Here is a 19,406-nt window from a genome sequence, read left to right on the forward strand (position 1 = left end):
TCTAAAAAAAGAAGAGAGGTGATCAGTGTCACCTCATCTCCTTGCTTACCATTATTCTCCCACTGATTCATCGTCTAATGTATCGTCGTGATCATCCCTATATCCCGGCGGCATCGGTTGTGAAAAATGATCATCCGGAACATGCGGATTTGTTAGCTGTGGTTTGGGCTGATAATAACTATCGTGCAATCCGGACATGTTAGACGAGTGGTATGGCTGATGAGGATAACAGTCATTAGAATGGTAATGTCCCGATTTCACCTGCTTTTCCATACATGATGATGACCCCATCATCATATCATGCTGAGAAAACGGTGGCATCGGCTTATGCATCGGTTGCTGATACATTGGTTGCTGTGGCATCGGTTTATGCACCGGTTGCTGATACATCGGTTGCTGTGGCATCGGTTTATACATTGGTTGCTCGCACATTGGCTGCTGTGGCATTGGTTTATATATCGGTTGCTCGCACATTGGCTGCTGCGGCATCGGTTTATACATTGGTTGCTCGCACATTGGCTGCTGCGGCATCGGTTTATACATTGGTTGCTGATACATTGGCTGCTGTGCCGGCTTTTTCCCACCACATCCGCAATCCGGTTTACTACCGCTGTACGGTTCCACCTTTGAAACAGGAGGTTGTGGGATTGTCGGGGTATAGTGTGGCTGTTTAGGCGGCATCGGCTTTGGTTGGTAGGGCATTGGTTTTGGTTTTTCCGTTGGTGCCTGTTCTGGCATTGTGTAAGATGGTACCTGAGGAAGGTTGATTGTTGTGTAGTGGTTCATTTCTTGTTCGATAGGTACTTGCATGGCTTGCTGCTGTATTGGCATTTTTGGTTCGACTGGTTTTGGCGGTTTTACATCATCTTCTTTTTCAACTGGCTTCGGTTTGGGTGATGTGTCTTTATATGGTTTTTCAACTTCCGGCTTTTGCATTTCTTTCTTCTTGGTTTTTTCTGGCTTAACCGGTTTCGAGGAGCTTGGTATTTTAATTTTCATCCCGGGCATGATCATATCGGGACTTGATAGCTGTGGATTCATCTCCTTTACCTGCTCAAAATCTGCATTATACTGTTTTGCTATTTCCCATAACGTATCGCCTTTTTGTACAATATGAATTTTCAAATCACTCATACTCCTTTCATTCAATTTCTTGCTGGGCAAATCACTCATTATCACCATATGCAATTAAATTACAAAAGTTGAGGCTAACAACGAACAAATTGAAAAGTTAGTCATTTCAAATGAAATATTATCAAGCATTATTTAGCAGTGGCAGCTAATTCATTAGAACAGTTCAGGCATTCGCCTTGCCCTATAGCGCTTCCCGGGATTTTTTATAAGACCTCCCAAAATTTATTTTTTTCGTTATTAAAATGAAAAATCCGAACTGATTCAAATCTAACGAAAGAGTATTGAACCATTGTTCGGATTTTTCTCAGTTTTATTATATTTGCGGCATTAACTATATATTCATCAAGTAGACCGGATATGTACCAAGAATGGTCACCTTGCATCCTAGTGCTTCCAACTCTGCTATTACACCAGGGAACAATACATCGTCATATGGCTCATTCACATCAACAATAAAAAAGTAATTTCCCAATCCGGTTTTCATCGGACGCGATTCAATTTTTGAAAGGTTCATCTTTCTCCAGGCAAAAGCAGCCAGAACTTGGTACAGCGCCCCTGCATAATCACTTGGCAATGTAATTAAAAGGCTTGTCTTCTCTGTCTGCACCTCATGTTTTATATTGACCTGTTCTTTATCGCTGGCAAGGACCACAAATCTTGTATGGTTATTTGAATAATCATGAATATTATCACGATGAATTGTTAACCCGTATTCACTCGCAGCAAGTTTATTGCCAATGGCCGCAACGTCTCCTCCACTTTCACTTATCATTTCTGCTGCTTTACCTGTGGAGGATGTAAAATGCAAATTCGCATCCGACATTTCGTTATGAAGAAATTGGTGACATTGTGCTATCGCATGGCTGTGTGAATAAACGTCACCAATAGACGATAAATCACCAGAAAAGTCAGGTCCAACGAGCAGATGCTGCTGGATCGGAACAACAATTTCAGCAACAATTGGTAACCGAACCTGATGGACTAGATAATCAACAGTTAATTGTACCGTCCCCTCAATGGCATTTTCCAGTGGTACAACTCCAATATCGATGGAACGGTCACTAACAGCGTCAATACATTCCGGGATGGTATCGAAACTTTGTTTATTTTCCCCGTTAAAAGCGGTATCCACCGCCAGTTTTGTAAATGTCCCGCGCGGACCTAAGTAGCCTATTTGCACCATTCAGTATTCCCCCTTTGCATTAAATCGAATGCTATGTTTAATCCATGAATTCAAACGCTGTATCCAGCAGACGGATTGTATCACCGTCTTTCGCACCACGTTTGCGCAGTGCATCGTCAACTCCCATTTCTCGCAGCTGACGCGCAAATCGCTGAACCGCTTCATCTTTTGTGAAATCTGTCATCTTAAATAATTTTTCAATTCGGGCGCCAGCCAACACAAACGCACCGTCCGGATCTCTTGTAATTCTGAATGGCTCTTCTTTTTTCTGATGACGATATACGACTTGCTCACCAATATCTTCCTCTGGATCCGGGCTAACTTCAGGTATACGGTCAAGCATGTCCGCAACAGCGAACAGCGCTTCGTCCAATCCCTCTTTCGTCACGGCAGAAATGGGATATACAGAATATCCGTCATTCAGTTTTGCCTTAAATTTTTGAAGATTTTCCTTTGCACCAGGCATATCAATCTTATTGGCAACAATTATTTGTGGACGTTCCATTAATTTAGGATCGTACGCTTCTAGCTCCTGATTGATGGTTACCAAATCCTCATACGGGTCGCGTCCTTCTGTTGCAGCCATATCGACTACGTGTAAAATAACCCTTGTGCGCTCAATATGACGCAAAAATTGGTCACCCAATCCAACACCCTCATGCGCACCTTCTATCAAACCAGGCAAATCAGCAATGACAAAGCTGCGCTGATCACCTGTTTCAACTACCCCTAGATTGGGTGTAAGTGTTGTAAAATGATAATCCGCAATTTTAGGTTTGGCTGCGCTAATGACCGATAGTAAAGTAGACTTGCCCACGCTCGGAAAACCGACCAAACCTACATCCGCGATTACTTTCAACTCCACTTTAATTGTCCGTTCTTGACCCGGTTCGCCATTTTCCGATAATTCAGGGGCTGGATTTCTTGCTGTTGCAAAGCGTGTATTGCCACGTCCGCCGCGTCCACCTTTAGCAATCACTGCCTCCTGCTGATGGTATGTCAGATCAGCAATTACTTCTCCTGTCTCCTCATCTTTTACAGTTGTGCCTGGTGGTACTGCGATAACAAGCGAATCAGCATTTTTTCCATGCTTATTTTTACTCATGCCATTTTCTCCGCGCTTTGCCTTATAATGGCGGTTATAACGAAAGTCCATCAATGTATTCAGACCTTCATCAACCTTAAAAACAACATCACCGCCATTACCGCCATCACCACCGGCAGGACCACCTTTTGGCACATATATTTCCCGTCTGTATGCAGTAAGACCGTTACCTCCGTCACCCGCTTTTACATAGACACTTACCTGATCTACAAACATTCTTTCACCTCATTTTCACGGAATGCAGACAGCACACGTAATGCCATCACCGTGTTCGGATACCGTTATCATTTCATTTACTTTACCCATCGTTTCCACTAACGTTGACAAATCCGGAAACCTTCCATCAATAATCAATTCCAGTTGTACTATTCCTGAATTTTTATCATAAATATGTAATTTCAGTTCATACAACTCCATTACATCAATCATATTTTCTGTTATGGCCATTATCTTTTGAAAATATTCCACGAGCAATTGATCTACCTGATGCAAATCCATGTTTTCACTATGTATGTAATAAGATGAACGAAAATTTGGATGTAATGTATCCAATTGAAGCACATATAGTGCAAATAATGGAGCATTTAAATTCATCAATTTACTTTCTTTCTGTAAATGTCCAACATAATCCGCAAGCTTTATTCGTGCTTTTTCGCCCTTCCCCATACTTAAATAACCATCAATAATCTGCAATTGATTCAATAAATCATGCCGGTAGTGGCGGAGCAGCTGTATTACATCTCGTTCCTCCATATTCCTCCTCCTTTTACCGAGATCGTGCTTAAACCGTCAATTGGTTGGCAAATATATCGATAATAAGAAGATTATAGCAAATAAACATAAAAATATCATACAAAAACCCCAGCCAAAAATGACTGGAGTTTTTTCAATTTGCCTATTAAGCTTATGCCTCTTTGGCGATCGGGTAAACACTCACTTTTTTGCGGTCACGGCCAATACGTTCATATTTGACAACACCATCGATTTTAGCGAACAATGTGTCGTCTCCACCGCGTCCCACATTCGTTCCGGGATAAATCTTTGTACCGCGCTGGCGGAAAAGAATAGACCCACCGGTAGCGAACTGGCCATCAGCAAGTTTAGCACCAAGGCGTTTCGATTCGGAGTCACGACCGTTCTTTGTGCTTCCGGTACCTTTCTTCTGGGCGAAAAATTGTAAATCTAGACGTAGCATTTGCTGCACCTCCTTTTCAATTTCGAATCGTAATATAATCACCATATTCTCTTTCAATAGTTTTCAGTGAAACAAGCATTCCTTCGAATAAAACTTGGACTTTTTTCATCGTGTCATCTGTCAATCGATCCGGAACAGTTACACGGAGAAATCCGCCCTCATCACCCTGTTCAATTTCCAAGTCGGCTTCACTGAGTTCCAAAACCGCATTCACGGACCCAAATGTTACAGCCGAGACACCGGCACATACCAAATCAAAACCATAAGGTCCGCTATCAGCATGTCCGGTTAATTCAAACTGTTTGATTTGGCTATCCCGGCGGATTATATCGATATTAATCATAACAGTACCTTCTATGCATTGATTTTATCGATAACCAGCTTTGTATATGGCTGACGATGTCCTTGTTTACGATGATAATTTTTCTTCGGCTTATACTTGAACACATCAATTTTCTTTTGACGTCCATGTTTTTCAACCTTTGCAGTAACCGAAGCACCATCGACGTATGGAGCACCAACTTGTACATCATCTCCACCGATGAAAAGGACTTTATCGAATGTAACAGATTCATTGGCATCAGCGGCCACTTTTTCAACGTAGATTTCCTGTCCTTCTGAAACTTTAACTTGCTTTCCGCCTGTCTCTATAATTGCGTACATACTTGCACCTCCCTAATGACCAAGACTCGCCATCACAGGTACCTTCTCTAACTCATATACTCGAAAAGGGTTTGCAAACCTGTTTTGCGCGGTTGTAGCACTGGTGCTACGATGAATAACGTAATTGATAATATCACGACATGTACGATTCTGTCAACAAATGCCTTAGAAATGATTAGGATACATAATGGACGATTTCACCAAGTGATTTATTATAGTGCCGTCCATGAAAATAACTGTGCAAACAATCCATTTCGTCAATAGACTGGCGGGTATTCCCGGGAAATGTGACGTAAATGGTGTGTTTCTTATCCCGCTGAAAACGATTGAATACGTCCATCAAAACGCTGTGACAGGAAACTTCAATCGGATGGACGCGCTTTATATTCGTTGTACCGTTGTACCGCCGTAACAGAAAGCGCATAAATACATAAAATCGCTCTTTCCAATTTTTTCGATTTTCTATTGCCAAAAATGAAAAAAGCACAAAAGCACTCAATGTAAACGGAACAGCCAAAAGCAATAGTATGATAAATAGGATATTCAGACACAATGAGAACAGAAGAATGGAATGATACGCCTTTCGATAAGGGAAAAGCTTTGAAAAAATAAGAAAGAGTAACTTGCCACCGTCTAATGGCCATATCGGCATTAGATTAAACAGCAGGATCACAGTGTTATAAAAAAAAGCCATCTCGACAAGCGAAGACGATAACAGATGACTTCCGGACAAAAAGAAAAGTAGCATGTAGATTAATAAATGCTGTAGTGGTCCTGCAATAGTGACAAGTACTTCCTCATGAAGCGGTCTAGTCCCATGTTCATCGGTATCCATCACCCCTCCAAACACCCATAGCATAATTCCACGAATGCGCCAACTGAAGGCAGCGGCCATCATAAAATGGCCTAGTTCATGAATTAGAACAATCCCTAGTATAATCATCAACTCAATAAATGTACCAGTCAGAAAGGAAATGATGATAAATACCAGAAGTACGGGGTGTACATGGATTGCCGGCAAAAATTTACGAAGCGTCATCAACTTTAATCACCTGTACAGGATCGATATATGCATCATCTTTTTCAATTGCAAAATAAACATTTTTGCTATCGGGACCAGGTTTGAATGTTCCAAGCGTCTGCCCATCCTCTATAAACTGATAGAGATGGACATTAATCGAACTTAACTGCCCGTAGACAGTTTCGCTATCATCAGCGTGCTGTACAACGATTTTTTTACCTAGATCTTTGTCATTTCCGGCAAAAATGACAACCCCGCCTTGCAAAGCAGAGACATTCGTTTTCTCATCCGGTGAGATCTTTATTCCTGTACCATTAGTCTGAAACGTTTCCGAAACACTCCCGCTTACTGGGAACGCGAGTGCTTGTCCGTCTGCTGAAGTTTGACTTTCTGCAGGTTGTAGTCCCATTGGTGCACCAAACGTTTCCTGATACCACTGATTCACACGTGCAAACGGAAGTTCTTCTGTCAAAGCGTATTCAGTCCATTGTTTCGGCTTTGACAATAAGGAAGAATCCGTTTGGAATAACAACCCCGCGCCAAAAAAGAGCACTGCCGACAACATGCCTTTCAGCACAAATCCAGGCAAGTACCGATTCCTATCCCTTGATGGTAACGGCGTTGATGGCGAACTATCAGTAAATACAGGATAATAGCCATGTTTTTCTTCCTCCTGTGGAAGCGAAGATGGTAGCATTTGGCTGGCTGGTCGTTCGTTTGAAGTTAGTCCCCGGAGCTTTTTCCGACGATTGATTGACTTCCTTACTTTTTTAACCCCTTTGCTCATTCTTCTCACAACCCTTGTTACACGTTTGTACAAGTATATGAAGCAAGTTACCGGGTTATGATTTAATATCAAGAACCAATGTTCACAAAGAGCTGGTTAGTTTTTATGAGAGTGATGATACACAATCACAGCGTTTGTCTCCTGAAATATCTGATAATGAACGAACGTTGACTTGCCGTACATTAGCGAGTTCCAATACCAAAAAAATTCTTTACCCGTTGGAACATCCCCTTCTCATCTTCCAGCGACTGTAGTGGGACCGTTTCACCTAGCATACGCCGGGCTATGTTCCTGTATGCAATGGATGCCTTTGAACTTCCCTGTAGCGCTATAGGCTCACCATTGTTCGAAGCCTTAATCACTTCATCATCGTCAATAACAATACCGATAAGATCAATGGAAAGTATTTGAATAATATCATCAATATCGAGCATATCACCGTTTTTCATCATATGGTTCCTAATACGGTTGATTACTAGTTTTGGTGGTTCAATAGATTCATTTTCTAATAAACCGACAATGCGGTCAGCATCCCTGACACTTGACTTTTCCGGTGTAGTGATGACAATCGCTTTATCGGCCCCGGCCACAGCATTTTGGAAGCCTTGTTCAATGCCTGCAGGGCAATCAATAATGATATAGTCATATTCTTGTTTCAATTCGCTGATAATTGTTTTCATTCCATCCATGGTGACGGCCGCCTTGTCGCTCGTCTGTGCAGCGGGAAAAGTGATAAATAGTCAAACCGTTTATCCTTAATTAATGCTTGTTTGAGTTTGCAGCGTTGTTCAATAACATCAACAATATCATAGATGATCCGATTTTCGAGACCCATAATGACATCAAGATTTCTGAGGCCTATATCCGTATCAATCAGACAGACCTTTTTCTCCATCAGAGCCAGGGCAGTACCAATATTTGCAGTTGTGGTTGTTTTGCCTACCCCTCCTTTACCGGAAGTGATCACAATTGCTTCACCCATTAAGCATTCTCCTTTCAAACCCACTTATATCCTTCCGTTTGCGCGAAAGGACCTGCAGGCGGTCAATTACGATTTTATCCTGTTCTTTATCAATTAGTCCGCATTCCATATAAACCCCTTCCGAATCATAGTCAGGAGCCCGGCTAATATAGTTGGCAATACGGAGCTGATTAGGTTTCATGAAAGAGGCAGCAATCACTGCATCACGGTCCCCTTTAACCCCGGCATGCGCAATTCCAAACAGGTTACCCATAATAAAAATATTTCCCGTCGTTATTACTTTGCCACCCGGATTGACATCACCTACTAGCAATAAGTCACCAACATATTCCAGCACCTGACCGGATCTTACAATACGGTTGACAACCTTAACCTCACTTTCTTCTTTCCACGTTAAAGCCTCATCCCGATGAACGACATTAGAATCAAAAGAATGGATTGAAAAACAATGTTTCGTACTTATCAATTCATTCAGCCGCTCTTTTTGCCAGTCATTCAAATAGCGATTTCCCAGCTTAACCGTGACAGGGATAATAGGTTCATCTCTTTTCGGTTTGTATTCAGAAAGTTTATCACCGAGCTCGTCTAAAATATCATTAAATGAACTGTATTCATCAATGAATAATGTTAAGCCGTCTTTTGTACCTTTAATTGTTATCATTTGTTTCGAATCAAGCACGTCACGTTCACTCCAATAATTCGCCTTGACATTACGCACTAAAAGTATGTAGAGCCCTTGGAATACCGTTCTTCTTTCCATTTCATCAAAAGCTTGGTCAGCAATGGGTACAGCACAAACAAAAATAATCCATTTGCTAGTGCAGTTGGAATTAACCTGTATAACAAGTAATCCTGCCAAATCATTTCTGTTATTCCAGCTACTGAGAATATAATATTGATGAAAATATCAGTAAGGGCAATCCCTATAATACTGAGTAGAATAGCGGCATAAAAGTTAGCATGCAATACTTTAACTAAGCTATGGATCATGTAGATAACGAGAGCGTAGCAGAACATATAAACACCAAGTACTCCCGTATAAACAACATCAATCAGAAACCCAAAGATAAGTCCATGGATGACAGATGCAGATGTGTCTTCTCCGTCAAAAAACATGATTTTCAAAATTAGAAATATCAATACCCAATGGGGAACAAGCTGCAATTCATTTGCAATAAATGAAACAGGGAGCAAATCAAGTGCTACACCTTCTAACACAAGAAGTAAAAAAAGCATGACTGGAATCAGTATTCGGCTCATGACTACTCACCCTTCCCGGAAGTGGCATTATCATTACCGGAATGCCGTTCAACTACGATGACATTATTGATGTCATACATATTTGCTACCGGTTTAACGAAGGCGGTCCGAGTCAGCCCGTACTGATCCGGTTTCACCTCTTGCACCTTTCCAATAGGTAGTCCAGAAGGGAATACGCCACCCATCCCAGAGGAATGTACTAGTTCGCCTTCCTTTAAATCCTTATCAGACTCTTCAATGATTTTAAAAATCAAATTCCCAGTTTTGTTGTCATAGCCTTCAATCATACCGAAAATATCATTACCTTCCTTACGAGCAATCGTGGCAGAAATCCGGCTAAATTGATCAAACCCTGAAAGCAGTTTGACCGATGAGGTGAATTCTGAAGGGGTTTCAATTCTACCAACCATTCCTTCAGAAGTGATGACAGCCATATTTCCCCTTATGCCATCCTGTTTTCCTTTATTAATCGTCACTTTTTCCATCCATTGTTCAGGCGATCTGGATATAACCGAAGCCTGGATCGGGTTATAAGAACGAACGGATTTAGTCTTCTTCAATGTTTCGCGAAGTTCGGAATTCTCTTCTCTTAGCTTTTGTACATCGTAAAACAGACTTTTATACTCAGCAATTTTTTCCCGTAAAAGCTGATTCTCAGAATACGTATGTTTTATATCATTAACATTTTCAAAAATAGTTGTAACATAATCTACCGGTGTGTGTACAATGCTTTGTGTCCATCCGACAGTATCTTTAATGAATTGCTCGGCGGTTGTCAGGTCTTCCCTGTCCCGCAATGAAAAACCTATCATTGCCACCAGTACAATTAGTCCTATTAACAGTATGAATAATCTTTTTTTCCGGAAAAACGACATGGAGAACACCTACTTATTCATTCATGGACCGAGAAGAAACATTCGGATGTGACCGAAAATGCTTAACATATTCCAGCGATTTGCCTGTTCCGTTTGCAACACTTTCTAACGGGGCATCCGTGACAAACACAGGCATTTCCGTTTCTTCACTAATAACCTTGTCCAAATTTTGCAACAAGGCGCCGCCACCGGATAAGACAATTCCGCGATCCATAATATCAGCCGCCAGTTCCGGTGGTGTTTTTTCCAAAGTGTCTTTCACAGCCTCAACAATTGATTCAACAGTGTCACGCAATGAAACGGCGATTTCTGCGGATGTAACCGTGATTGTTTTCGGAAGCCCCGTCAACAAATCACGACCCCTAATATCTATTTCGACATTTTCTGCTACCTCGCCGGCAACGCCTATATCCATTTTAATTGATTCTGCTGATCGTTCACCAATCATCAAATTATAATGTTTACGGATATAATTCGTAATCGAATCATCCATGTCATCCCCTGCTGTACGGACTGATCTGCTTGTCACAATGCCACCAAGTGAGATAACAGCGACTTCCGTTGTCCCTCCGCCAATATCAACAATCATACTTCCTGTTGGCTCCCATACAGGTAGCCCGGCCCCGATCGCCGCAGCAAACGGCTCGGCGATCGGAAAGGCGTCTTTCGCACCTGCCTGTTTTGTCGCATCAACAACCGCCCGTTCCTCCACCATCGTAATACCCGATGGGACGCATATCATTACGTTTGGTTTCTTTGCGAACAGAGACCTTGTGCGCATTGCTTTTTTAATAAAATATTTCATCATGATTGCGGTGGTATCATAATCTGCAATAACACCATCTTTCATTGGACGAACCACTGAAATATTCCCCGGTGTTCGTCCGATCATATTATACGCAGAACTGCCGACAGCTTCAACTTCGCCCGTTTGTATATCTCTGGCCACAACAGTCGGTTCCCGCACGACTACACCTTTACCATGGACAAACACAAGTGTATTTGCGGTGCCCAAATCTATTCCTAAATCCTGCGACAAGCTGAATTTTCCCAAAAAAATCTTCCTTTCCCCAGCAGCAAATCATTTGTTGAAATGTCGATCTGAAAACTTGATCCGAATTTACTCAGTTTACACCTAATGTTTTATTTTAAACATCTTTCATCTCAAAGTAAATATAATTGTAATCATTCAAAACATAATAAGCGCCAATCTCAATCAGAAGCTGAAAACTGGCGCTCATTTTAAATGTCTATTTAATTATACGGGAAAAATCAAAAATTGGATAGTGGTTACAAGTATCCTTTTTCTTTCAATGAGACAAATTTCCTGTCACCAATCACCAAATGGTCCAAAAGTTCGATACCCATCATCTTCCCTGATTCAGCCAGCCGTCTTGTCACGTGGACGTCTTCCTGGGAAGGTGCGGGATCTCCTGAAGGGTGGTTGTGGGCACAAATAATGGAGGCTGCCGATCGTTTGACAGCTTCCCTGAATACTTCTCTAGGGTGAACAATAGATGCGTTGAGGCTTCCGACAAAAATTGTCTGTCTGTGGATAACTTCATTTTTTGTATTGAGAAAAAGCACAACGAAATGCTCCTGATTCAGACTACGCATCTCCTCCATCACATAATCCGCTCCATCTTCAGGAGAACGGACGATATATCTGTCATTTGGCTTGAATTGACTCATTCGTTTGCCTAATTCCATGGCGGCGAGCAATAAAACCCCTTTCGCTTCCCCTATCCCTTTAATGGCCGTCAATTCTTCAATGGTCGCGTCTTTCAATAAATGAATTCCTTCAAAGTGCATTAACACCCGGTTAGCCAGTAGCATGACCGACTCATCCTTCGTACCGCTACCAATCAATATGGCAAGGAGCTCTTGATTTGATAAATGGGTAGGCCCGAATTTGACTAGCCGTTCGCGCGGTCTTTCTTCTTTTGGAACATTCTTAATCATAATTGATGATGGTTCCATTCACAGTCCCCCCTTAACTAAGATACATTTATCGTACCTATTCAGCTTTGGGTGAACAAATGAATGAAATGTTCTTTTAACCGATTCCATCTGTCCAAAAAGAGATTCATTACCTATTTAAAATGGTATTTTCAGTCATGCAAACGACTAAAAATACAATAACACCCATTTTTCAATGTTATCTGTCTCCTATCTAATCAATCTACGACAAGTTGGTTGAACTGCTTCCAGAGATTCAATAACAGCATTTGTGACTGTCGTTTATCAGCTTGTCCCATCTGCTGATACTTTTCTTCTAGAAACGCTGTGAAATTAGCGATGTGTTCCGTCTCTTTCGGTGTACCATTTACAATTTCCTTCCATTTTTCAGCGGATATACGTCCTCCATTGCTTACAGCAGCCAACGTGTCTTTCCATTGTGCCTGATACGCTTGTACCCATTGTTTTTCGCTTTTGCTCAATTGTATTTCGCTTTTAGATGAGCTCCATTCCTTCACATACACTTCCAGGCCTTTATCGGTCATTTCATTGGCCAGCTGGGTTCCCTGATTCTCCGTTTCAGCAATTCCCGAGAGCGTAAAAAAGTAGTCCCCTTTTTCCCAGACTATCGCTGGAAATCCAGCCCGCGAGAACGCCTTTGCCATCTCATCGGCATTGGCTTTCTCACCAAATTTACCTGCCTGCAACACATACGCGGTTGTCGGTTTAATTGCCATGGATGAAGCTGTTTTATCTTTTCCGGATTTGTTTGCTTCATTGTCCTCATCTGTATTGTCAGCTACCGGGACAGGGTCATTTTGTTGGCTCATCCCCTGATTGATATCAACAAACAAATTTAGCATAAAAACCCCAAGCACTGATCCAATAATAATCGCGGATATCGAAGCAAACAAAAATGGTTTGAACGGTTTCAATCCGGATTTACCACTGAAGTAAAACCCGCCATCCTCGTCGTCACTTTCTCTTCTAATCAGTTCAGGTATATCTGAATCCTCCATTGTTGCAGCATGCTCCTTGCTAAATTCTTTAATAGAGTATTTTCCATCCGGAATAGACTGGTTTCGTTGCATTCTACTTTTTTGGCCGCTTAGCCATACGAATAGTTTCTTTTTGCCCAAATCAATCCCCCCTAATATGCCAGTTTGATTAATCCTAGCATATGGGTGGTAAAAAGTAAGACGATTATTGTCAAACTTCCAAAAAAACTTTCAACATAATACAACAATGATAGAACGCCTTTATTTTAGCTTTTTATTGAAATGCTGTTAAACATAGCAGCAATTATGATTGTTTTTAGCTTGAAACCTATGGATGATGAGTAAAATATGTTCGCACATCTGCAATAAAATGGAGCGAACCAGTGATGACATAACAATCATCTTCATGCGATGTAAGCATTTCACTGATAACCTGCTCCCAATCATCAATCAGTTGAACATCCGGACGTCGGCTGTAATATTGAAGCTGCTTGGTACTGGCAGCCCGATGGTGTTCGAACGTTGTTAAAGTGACCGTTTTAAAATGCTGTTCCAATGCAGGCAACATCCCTTCTATATCTTTGTCCTTGAATGCAGCAAAGAGAAGGTGGGTATTTTTATCGATAAATCGTGTCGTTAGCGAGTCGACTAACGCCTCAATGCCTGCCGGGTTATGGGCGCTATCCAATATAATCAACGGATCCTCGTGAATGCGTTCAAACCGGCCGGGAATCGAGGTGGTTGCCAGCCCATGTAACATTTTACGCCAATCGAGAGAGAACCTGTTCTGTCCAAGGAGGGTTAGTGCCATCATAGCTAGGGATGCATTTTTTATTTGATGCCTGCCAAACGGCTTGATCGACACATGCATCGGCTGCATATCATCAGCCTGCCATTCAAAAGTTTGATGAGTTTCTGTCATATGGAGCATTTTTGATTGAAAAGCTTGACCGGACCAAAACACCGGTGCATCTTTTGTTATTGCCTCGGAAATAATGGATCTACTGGCCTCTTCACCCACTTCACCGACAATAACCGGCCTGTCCTTTTTAATGATCCCTGCTTTTTGATAAGCAATCGCTGTAAATGTATTCCCTAAAGCCGCTGTATGGTCTTTCTCGACATTTGTTATGATAGACAGGATAGGGATGAAGCAGTTTGTCGTGTCTTCTCTACCTCCCATTCCCGCCTCTATAAGCGCCAAATCCACATGGTCTTGAAAGAAAGTAAAAGCAAGGGCTGTAATGATTTCAAATGAAGTTGGTGCATCCTGCTCACCGTCTAGTTGCTGAATAAATGGATAAACCTGATTCATTAATGTTAGAATAGTTTCTTCAGACACCTTGGTATGATTAATGGAAATGTGTCCTGTAATACCATCCATGCTTGGTGATTGGAATACACCGACACGAAAGTTGTTTGCCATCAGTCCGTGCTTTAAATATTGAATGGTTGACCCTTTGCCATTTGTTCCCGCCACATGGATAGACGTCACTTTTTCTTGTGGGTTGCCGAGCAAATAAAGTAATTTTTGAATTCGGCTCAATCCCGGTTTCATTCCAAGCTGTTGTCTATTTTGAAAAAAGTTTTCTACCTCATGGAAATGTTTGAACATGTTCACACCGCTTTTCTTTTAAAATGTAGCTTTTGCATTTATAACAGAGCTATTATAGCAACAATCATCCGCTATTTGAATAAAGAAAGGACGAAAACAATGGATCTCTACGGCTGGATAATTTATAACGGTTATTTAAAAGGAAATAAATTTCTGGATTTTGCTCAATGGATACAGAAGGCCGCTGCTAAACAGCACATTCAGACGGATATTTACCAAAATAATCATTTGCTGAGCTTTTTCTCAGCAGATTCCATGACGCTATTACATACAAAGCAGACGGAGCTTCCTCATTTCGTCGTGTTTACGGACAAGGATATTTATTTGGCGAAACAGCTCGAATTTTTAGGTGTCAGGGTTTTTAACAGTGCTCAGACAATCGCTTTAAGTGATGATAAAATTGCTACATACCAAACACTTGCCGCCAATGGGCTACCAATCCCGAGAACTGTCGTTGCACCAAAGGCTTTTCAACAAACAGATGACATAAATGTTAATGATTACCGGGATATTGCTAATCAATTAGGACTGCCTATGATTGTGAAAGAAGCATTCGGCTCTTTCGGGGAACAAGTGCATTTAGTATCCACCGAAAAAGAATTGTTTGCTAAGATACAAGAATTGCATGGTAAGCCATTTATGCTGCAGGAATTTATATCGTCCAGTTACGGTACAGATATACGACTCCATGTTGTTGGTGATGCAGTCGTCGCTTCCATGAAACGGCAATCATCTAACGACTTCCGGGCAAATGTCACAGCTGGAGGTACAATGCAAAAATACCACCCAACAAAACAAGAAACAGACCTAGCGATTGCTGCCGCGAAAGCGATTGGTGCTGATTTCGCGGGTGTTGATTTATTGTTTGGCGAGAATAAAGAGCCCATTGTTTGCGAAATCAACTCCAACGCCCATATTCGCAACATGTACAATTGTACTGGAATAAATGTCGCCGACTTTATCATGAGTGATATCCGTAAAAAACTGAAATGAGGTACTCCCATGCAAGGTTGGCTAATCTATAATGATGTGGATGCAAAACAAAACGAGTCATTCATCAAGTGGTTTTTAGAAGAAGCTCGGCTGCAGAACATCACGCTGCTGTTTATCCGCCGAGAAGAGCTAACAATCGGTGTGTTCCAAAATAGGCGTACAGTGCTGCTTCACCAGAAACCTGTAGCATTGCCCGACTTTGCTGTTGTCCGAACCATTGATTCCATGCTAAGTCTACAGTTAGAATCACTTGGTATAAACGTTTACAATCCCTCGGAAACAGCCATAATATGCAACAATAAAGCACTGACACACTTTCACCTTAGCAAATTAGACGTACCTACAGCAGACACTATGTTTGTGCCAAAGGGGACTCCCTTACCTGCTGAAGCCCCAATGCCATTCCCTTTCGTTGTGAAAGACACTGGTGGAAGAGGCGGGAAACAAGTACATCTTGTTATATCTGACACATCCTGGAACAATTTACGTGCACGATTCACAGACAATCATGACCTCATTATCCAGTCGGCAACAAATGTACAGCAAGGCAAAGATGTTCGTGTATTTGTGATTGGCGAAAGAATCATCGGAGCGGTTCTACGCGAAAATAAGCATGACTTCCGGGCAAACTTTAAGCTCGGTGGATCAGCTTCATGGTATTCCTTGACTGATCAAGAGCAAAAGATCGTACATAAAATCACCGGCTACTTCCAGTTCGGGATGGCCGGAATCGATTTTCTTCTGGATAACGATGGCTGTCTATTATTCAATGAAATAGAGGATGTCGTTGGTTCCCGTACGCTTAGTGCCGTATCAGATATCAATATTGTAAGGCAATATATTGCATATATTAAAAGCGGAAACGCATCTTTGTAAGGCGTTTCCGCTTTTGTTCTTTCATTTTACGTCGACCGTAAATCTTCAAGTCGAGCTTTCACTTTTGCTTGTTTTTCCAGGTAATCTTTTTCCTTCTGTCGTTCTTCATCAACGACGTTCTGTGGTGCTTTATTGACAAACCCTTCATTTGCCAACTTCTTCTGAACGCGTTCCACTTCTTTTGTCCATTTATCCAATTCCTTTTCCAACCGTTCGATTTCCTTATCAATGTCAATCAGGCCCTCAAGCGGCAGGAACAATTCCGCTCCGGTAACGACTGCCGACATTGCTTTTTCCGGTGCCTCTAAGCCGGTAGCAATGACCAATTCACTTGGATTGCAGAAACGTTCAAGATAGCTGCGATTGCTCTTTAGCTCCTGTGCTACAGCTTCGGTTTCTGCTTTGATAAACAATTTAATCTGTTTGGACATTGGCGTATCCACTTCAGCCCGGATATTACGGACCGATTTAATAATAGATACGAGACGCTTCATTTCATTTGCTGCGTTTTCATCGTGAAATTCCGCTTTTGGCTCCGGCCACTTGGCAACGGTTATTGACTCACCTTCATGCGGAAGCTGCTGCCAGATTTCTTCTGTAATGAATGGCATGTATGGATGCAGCATGCGCATCGTTTGATCCAGTACATATGCAAGTACCGAGCGTGTTGTTTTTTTCGCTTGTTCGTCGTCACCATATAGTGGAAGTTTAGCCATTTCAATATACCAGTCACACAGCTCGTCCCAAATGAAATTGTATAAATGGCGCCCGGCCTCACCAAATTCATATTTATCGGTATTTCTTGTGACCTGTTCAATTGTTTCATTCAGCCTTGTCAATATCCACTTGTCCGCTAGTGACTTTTCCCCGTTCAAATCGATGTCTTCATAGGAGAAGTTGTCCATGTTCATTAGAGAAAAACGCGATGCATTCCATACTTTGTTGGCAAAATTCCAGGTTGCTTCAACTTTTTCCCAGTGGAAACGCAAATCCTGACCCGGAGATGATCCTGTCAACAAGAAGTAACGCAGAGAATCAGCGCCGTATTTATCGATCACATCCATCGGGTCTACACCGTTTCCAAGGGATTTACTCATTTTCCGACCTTCTGCATCCCGAATCAGCCCGTGGATTAGAACGTCTTTAAACGGCCGCCTACCAGTGAACTGCTTTGACTGAAAAATCATCCGGGCAACCCAGAAAAAGATAATATCATAGCCGGTGACAAGCACATCAGTCGGGAAATATCGCTTAAAATCTTCCGCATCTTCGTCAGGCCAGCCCATCGTTGAAAATGGCCAGAGCGCTGAGGAAAACCATGTATCCAAAACATCTTCATCCTGCAGCCAATTTTCAAGGTCAGCCGGCGCTTCCCTTGCAACATACATTTCGCCAGTTTCTTTATGGTACCATGCCGGAATGCGATGCCCCCACCAAAGTTGACGGGAAATACACCAGTCGCGGATGTTTTCCATCCAGTGCAAGTAAGTACGCTCAAATCTATCAGGGACAAAGTGTACTTTCTCGTCACCCTGTTGCAGTTCAATAGCATTGTCTGCAAGCGGCTGCATGTTGACAAACCATTGTGTAGACAAATAAGGCTCCACAACAGCCCCACTCCGTTCTGAATGGCCAACCTGATGTACGTGGTCTTCTATCTTAAATAGAAAGCCTTGCTCCTGCAAGTCCTTTACAATCTGTTTTCGACATTCGAAGCGATCAAGTCCTTGATAATCGAGTGCATTCTCATTCATGCTCCCGTCCTCATTCATGATAAGGATCCGTTCAAGATCATGCCGGTTACCGATTGCAAAGTCATTCGGATCATGGGCAGGTGTAATCTTTACTGCACCCGATCCCATTTCCATATCTACATAAGAATCGGCAACAATTTCAATTTCCCGACCAACAATTGGCAGGATAACTGTTTTGCCGATCAGGTGCTTATACCGGTCATCATCCGGATGGACAGCAACCGCCGAATCACCAAGCATTGTTTCCGGACGAGTAGTGGCGATTTCAATCGTTTCATCACTATCCTTAATCGGATAGCGCATATGATAAAATTTACCGTCAACTTCTTCGTAAATCACTTCAATGTCCGAAAGAGCTGTCTGTGTATCAGGGTCCCAATTGATAATATATTCCCCGCGATAAATCAGTCCTTTTTCATACAGACTGACAAAAACTTCACGCACAGCCTCTGATAGCCCCGTGTCCATCGTGAATCGTTCTCTGGAATAATCTAGGCCAAGTCCTAATTTCTCCCATTGGGACCGGATAAAATCAGCATATTCCTCTTTCCAGTCCCAGGAAACCTCGAGAAATTGCTCCCGTCCAAGATCATAGCGATTTTGACCTTGTTCCTTCAATTTGGCCTCAACTTTTGCCTGTGTAGCAATACCAGCATGATCCATTCCCGGAAGCCACAGGACATCATAGCCCTGCATTCGTTTCATGCGTGCAAGTGTATCCTGCATCGTCGTGTCCCAAGCATGGCCCAAATGCAGCTTACCAGTCACATTCGGCGGTGGGATTACGATTGTAAACGGCTCCTTTTCCTTATCTCCATCCGCTTCAAAAAACTTACCATTCACCCAAAATCGGTAACGATCTCGTTCCACTTCACGCGGATCATACTTTGATGACATGTCTGTTCTGTTCCCATCTTCCATCATAACTAATTGCCTCCTTCATTATTAGAAAACCTCGGCATTCACCTCGTCTTATAGCGAATGTCGAAGTTTTTATTATAAGGTC

General features: G+C 42.1%; 19 protein-coding genes, 1 pseudogene and 1 other annotated feature. Of the genes and pseudogenes, 2 read left to right on the forward strand and 18 right to left on the reverse strand.

The window, feature by feature from the left end; all coding sequences use genetic code 11:
• Nucleotides 1–51: 51 nt before the first annotated feature.
• The 17 genes and pseudogenes from safA to FFL34_RS02400 all read right to left on the reverse strand — a co-directional run bounded on the left by safA (nt 52) and on the right by FFL34_RS02400 (nt 14,777).
• Entirely contained in the window at nt 52–1,125 is a 1,074-nt protein-coding gene (safA, locus tag FFL34_RS18895) for a SafA/ExsA family spore coat assembly protein (RefSeq protein WP_138600978.1), read from the reverse strand.
• 340 nt (nt 1,126–1,465) lie between these two features.
• A complete protein-coding gene (gene pheA, locus FFL34_RS02325; RefSeq protein WP_138600980.1) occupies nt 1,466–2,317 on the reverse strand; it encodes a prephenate dehydratase in 852 nt (283 codons plus the stop codon).
• A 37-nt stretch (nt 2,318–2,354) separates the two neighbouring features.
• Nucleotides 2,355–3,638: a GTPase ObgE gene (gene obgE / locus FFL34_RS02330; protein ID WP_138600982.1), complete on the reverse strand. Its 1,284-nt coding sequence runs from the start codon at nt 3,636–3,638 to the stop codon at nt 2,355–2,357.
• 15 nt (nt 3,639–3,653) lie between these two features.
• On the reverse strand, nt 3,654–4,175 hold the full coding sequence (locus FFL34_RS02335) for a Spo0B domain-containing protein (protein WP_138600985.1): 522 nt from the start codon (nt 4,173–4,175) through the stop codon (nt 3,654–3,656).
• Between the two features lie 151 nt (nt 4,176–4,326).
• The gene (gene rpmA, locus FFL34_RS02340; RefSeq protein ID WP_138600987.1) at nt 4,327–4,617 is read right to left on the reverse strand and encodes a 50S ribosomal protein L27; all 291 of its coding nucleotides are present in this window, start codon (nt 4,615–4,617) and stop codon (nt 4,327–4,329) included.
• Nucleotides 4,618–4,633: 16 nt separating this feature from the next.
• A complete protein-coding gene (locus tag FFL34_RS02345; RefSeq protein ID WP_138600989.1) occupies nt 4,634–4,960 on the reverse strand; it encodes a ribosomal-processing cysteine protease Prp in 327 nt (108 codons plus the stop codon).
• Nucleotides 4,961–4,971: 11 nt separating this feature from the next.
• Nucleotides 4,972–5,280 (reverse strand): 50S ribosomal protein L21, encoded by a 309-nt coding sequence (gene rplU / locus FFL34_RS02350; protein ID WP_138600991.1) that lies wholly within the window; start codon nt 5,278–5,280, stop codon nt 4,972–4,974.
• A 12-nt stretch (nt 5,281–5,292) separates the two neighbouring features.
• Nucleotides 5,293–5,384: a sequence feature (ribosomal protein L21 leader region), on the reverse strand.
• A 71-nt stretch (nt 5,385–5,455) separates the two neighbouring features.
• Complete coding sequence (locus FFL34_RS02355) at nt 5,456–6,319, reverse strand: site-2 protease family protein (RefSeq protein WP_138600993.1); 864 nt, start codon at nt 6,317–6,319, stop codon at nt 5,456–5,458.
• The gene (locus FFL34_RS02360; protein WP_138600995.1) at nt 6,306–7,088 is read right to left on the reverse strand and encodes a M23 family metallopeptidase; all 783 of its coding nucleotides are present in this window, start codon (nt 7,086–7,088) and stop codon (nt 6,306–6,308) included. Before FFL34_RS02360 ends, FFL34_RS02355 begins: the two co-directional genes overlap by 14 nt.
• Nucleotides 7,089–7,270: 182 nt before the next feature.
• Nucleotides 7,271–8,070: pseudogene (minD, locus tag FFL34_RS02365) on the reverse strand (septum site-determining protein MinD).
• Complete coding sequence (minC, locus tag FFL34_RS02370) at nt 8,063–8,749, reverse strand: septum site-determining protein MinC (protein ID WP_138600996.1); 687 nt, start codon at nt 8,747–8,749, stop codon at nt 8,063–8,065. The pseudogene minD and the gene minC overlap by 8 nt, the downstream one beginning before the upstream one ends.
• A 38-nt stretch (nt 8,750–8,787) precedes the next feature.
• Nucleotides 8,788–9,330: a rod shape-determining protein MreD gene (mreD, locus tag FFL34_RS02375; RefSeq protein WP_138600998.1), complete on the reverse strand. Its 543-nt coding sequence runs from the start codon at nt 9,328–9,330 to the stop codon at nt 8,788–8,790.
• A gap of 2 nt (nt 9,331–9,332) precedes the next feature.
• The gene (gene mreC, locus FFL34_RS02380; protein ID WP_138601000.1) at nt 9,333–10,205 is read right to left on the reverse strand and encodes a rod shape-determining protein MreC; all 873 of its coding nucleotides are present in this window, start codon (nt 10,203–10,205) and stop codon (nt 9,333–9,335) included.
• Nucleotides 10,206–10,218: 13 nt separating this feature from the next.
• A complete protein-coding gene (locus FFL34_RS02385) occupies nt 10,219–11,259 on the reverse strand; it encodes a rod shape-determining protein (protein WP_138601002.1) in 1,041 nt (346 codons plus the stop codon).
• Between the two features lie 236 nt (nt 11,260–11,495).
• Nucleotides 11,496–12,185, reverse strand: a complete 690-nt coding sequence (gene radC / locus FFL34_RS02390; protein WP_138601004.1) for a RadC family protein — start codon at nt 12,183–12,185, stop codon at nt 11,496–11,498.
• Between the two features lie 197 nt (nt 12,186–12,382).
• Entirely contained in the window at nt 12,383–13,303 is a 921-nt protein-coding gene (locus tag FFL34_RS02395) for an SPOR domain-containing protein (RefSeq protein ID WP_138601006.1), read from the reverse strand.
• A gap of 187 nt (nt 13,304–13,490) precedes the next feature.
• Nucleotides 13,491–14,777, reverse strand: a complete 1,287-nt coding sequence (locus FFL34_RS02400) for a bifunctional folylpolyglutamate synthase/dihydrofolate synthase (RefSeq protein WP_138601008.1) — start codon at nt 14,775–14,777, stop codon at nt 13,491–13,493.
• A 99-nt stretch (nt 14,778–14,876) separates the two neighbouring features.
• Here FFL34_RS02400 and FFL34_RS02405 point away from each other — a divergent pair, with 99 nt between their 5' ends.
• Together FFL34_RS02405 and FFL34_RS02410 are read left to right on the forward strand one after the other, a co-directional pair.
• A complete protein-coding gene (locus tag FFL34_RS02405) occupies nt 14,877–15,770 on the forward strand; it encodes an ATP-grasp domain-containing protein (protein WP_138601010.1) in 894 nt (297 codons plus the stop codon).
• 9 nt (nt 15,771–15,779) lie between these two features.
• Complete coding sequence (locus tag FFL34_RS02410; RefSeq protein WP_138601012.1) at nt 15,780–16,646, forward strand: ATP-grasp domain-containing protein; 867 nt, start codon at nt 15,780–15,782, stop codon at nt 16,644–16,646.
• Nucleotides 16,647–16,672: 26 nt separating this feature from the next.
• On the opposite strand, the gene FFL34_RS02415 is transcribed toward FFL34_RS02410, so the two are convergent.
• Nucleotides 16,673–19,321 (reverse strand): valine--tRNA ligase, encoded by a 2,649-nt coding sequence (locus tag FFL34_RS02415; protein WP_138604647.1) that lies wholly within the window; start codon nt 19,319–19,321, stop codon nt 16,673–16,675.
• Nucleotides 19,322–19,406: the final 85 nt, after the last annotated feature.

It is taken from the genome of Lentibacillus cibarius (assembly GCF_005887555.1).
Taxonomy (GTDB): domain Bacteria; phylum Bacillota; class Bacilli; order Bacillales; family Amphibacillaceae; genus Lentibacillus; species Lentibacillus cibarius.

Bases quoted from the DNA above. Each gene is read 5' to 3' on its own strand.
- pheA (WP_138600980.1), bottom strand. From the start codon at position 2,317: ATGGTGCAAATAGGCTACTTAGGTCCGCGCGGGACATTTACAAAACTG.
- obgE (WP_138600982.1), bottom strand. From the start codon at position 3,638: ATGTTTGTAGATCAGGTAAGTGTCTATGTAAAAGCGGGTGACGGAGGT.
- FFL34_RS02335 (WP_138600985.1), bottom strand. From the start codon at position 4,175: ATGGAGGAACGAGATGTAATACAGCTGCTCCGCCACTACCGGCATGAT.
- rpmA (WP_138600987.1), bottom strand. From the start codon at position 4,617: ATGCTACGTCTAGATTTACAATTTTTCGCCCAGAAGAAAGGTACCGGA.
- FFL34_RS02345 (WP_138600989.1), bottom strand. From the start codon at position 4,960: ATGATTAATATCGATATAATCCGCCGGGATAGCCAAATCAAACAGTTT.
- rplU (WP_138600991.1), bottom strand. From the start codon at position 5,280: ATGTACGCAATTATAGAGACAGGCGGAAAGCAAGTTAAAGTTTCAGAA.
- FFL34_RS02355 (WP_138600993.1), bottom strand. From the start codon at position 6,319: ATGACGCTTCGTAAATTTTTGCCGGCAATCCATGTACACCCCGTACTT.
- FFL34_RS02360 (WP_138600995.1), bottom strand. From the start codon at position 7,088: ATGAGCAAAGGGGTTAAAAAAGTAAGGAAGTCAATCAATCGTCGGAAA.
- mreD (WP_138600998.1), bottom strand. From the start codon at position 9,330: ATGAGCCGAATACTGATTCCAGTCATGCTTTTTTTACTTCTTGTGTTA.
- mreC (WP_138601000.1), bottom strand. From the start codon at position 10,205: ATGTCGTTTTTCCGGAAAAAAAGATTATTCATACTGTTAATAGGACTA.
- radC (WP_138601004.1), bottom strand. From the start codon at position 12,185: ATGGAACCATCATCAATTATGATTAAGAATGTTCCAAAAGAAGAAAGA.
- FFL34_RS02400 (WP_138601008.1), bottom strand. From the start codon at position 14,777: ATGTTCAAACATTTCCATGAGGTAGAAAACTTTTTTCAAAATAGACAA.
- FFL34_RS02405 (WP_138601010.1), top strand. From the start codon at position 14,877: ATGGATCTCTACGGCTGGATAATTTATAACGGTTATTTAAAAGGAAAT.
- FFL34_RS02410 (WP_138601012.1), top strand. From the start codon at position 15,780: ATGCAAGGTTGGCTAATCTATAATGATGTGGATGCAAAACAAAACGAG.
- FFL34_RS02415 (WP_138604647.1), bottom strand. From the start codon at position 19,321: ATGGAAGATGGGAACAGAACAGACATGTCATCAAAGTATGATCCGCGT.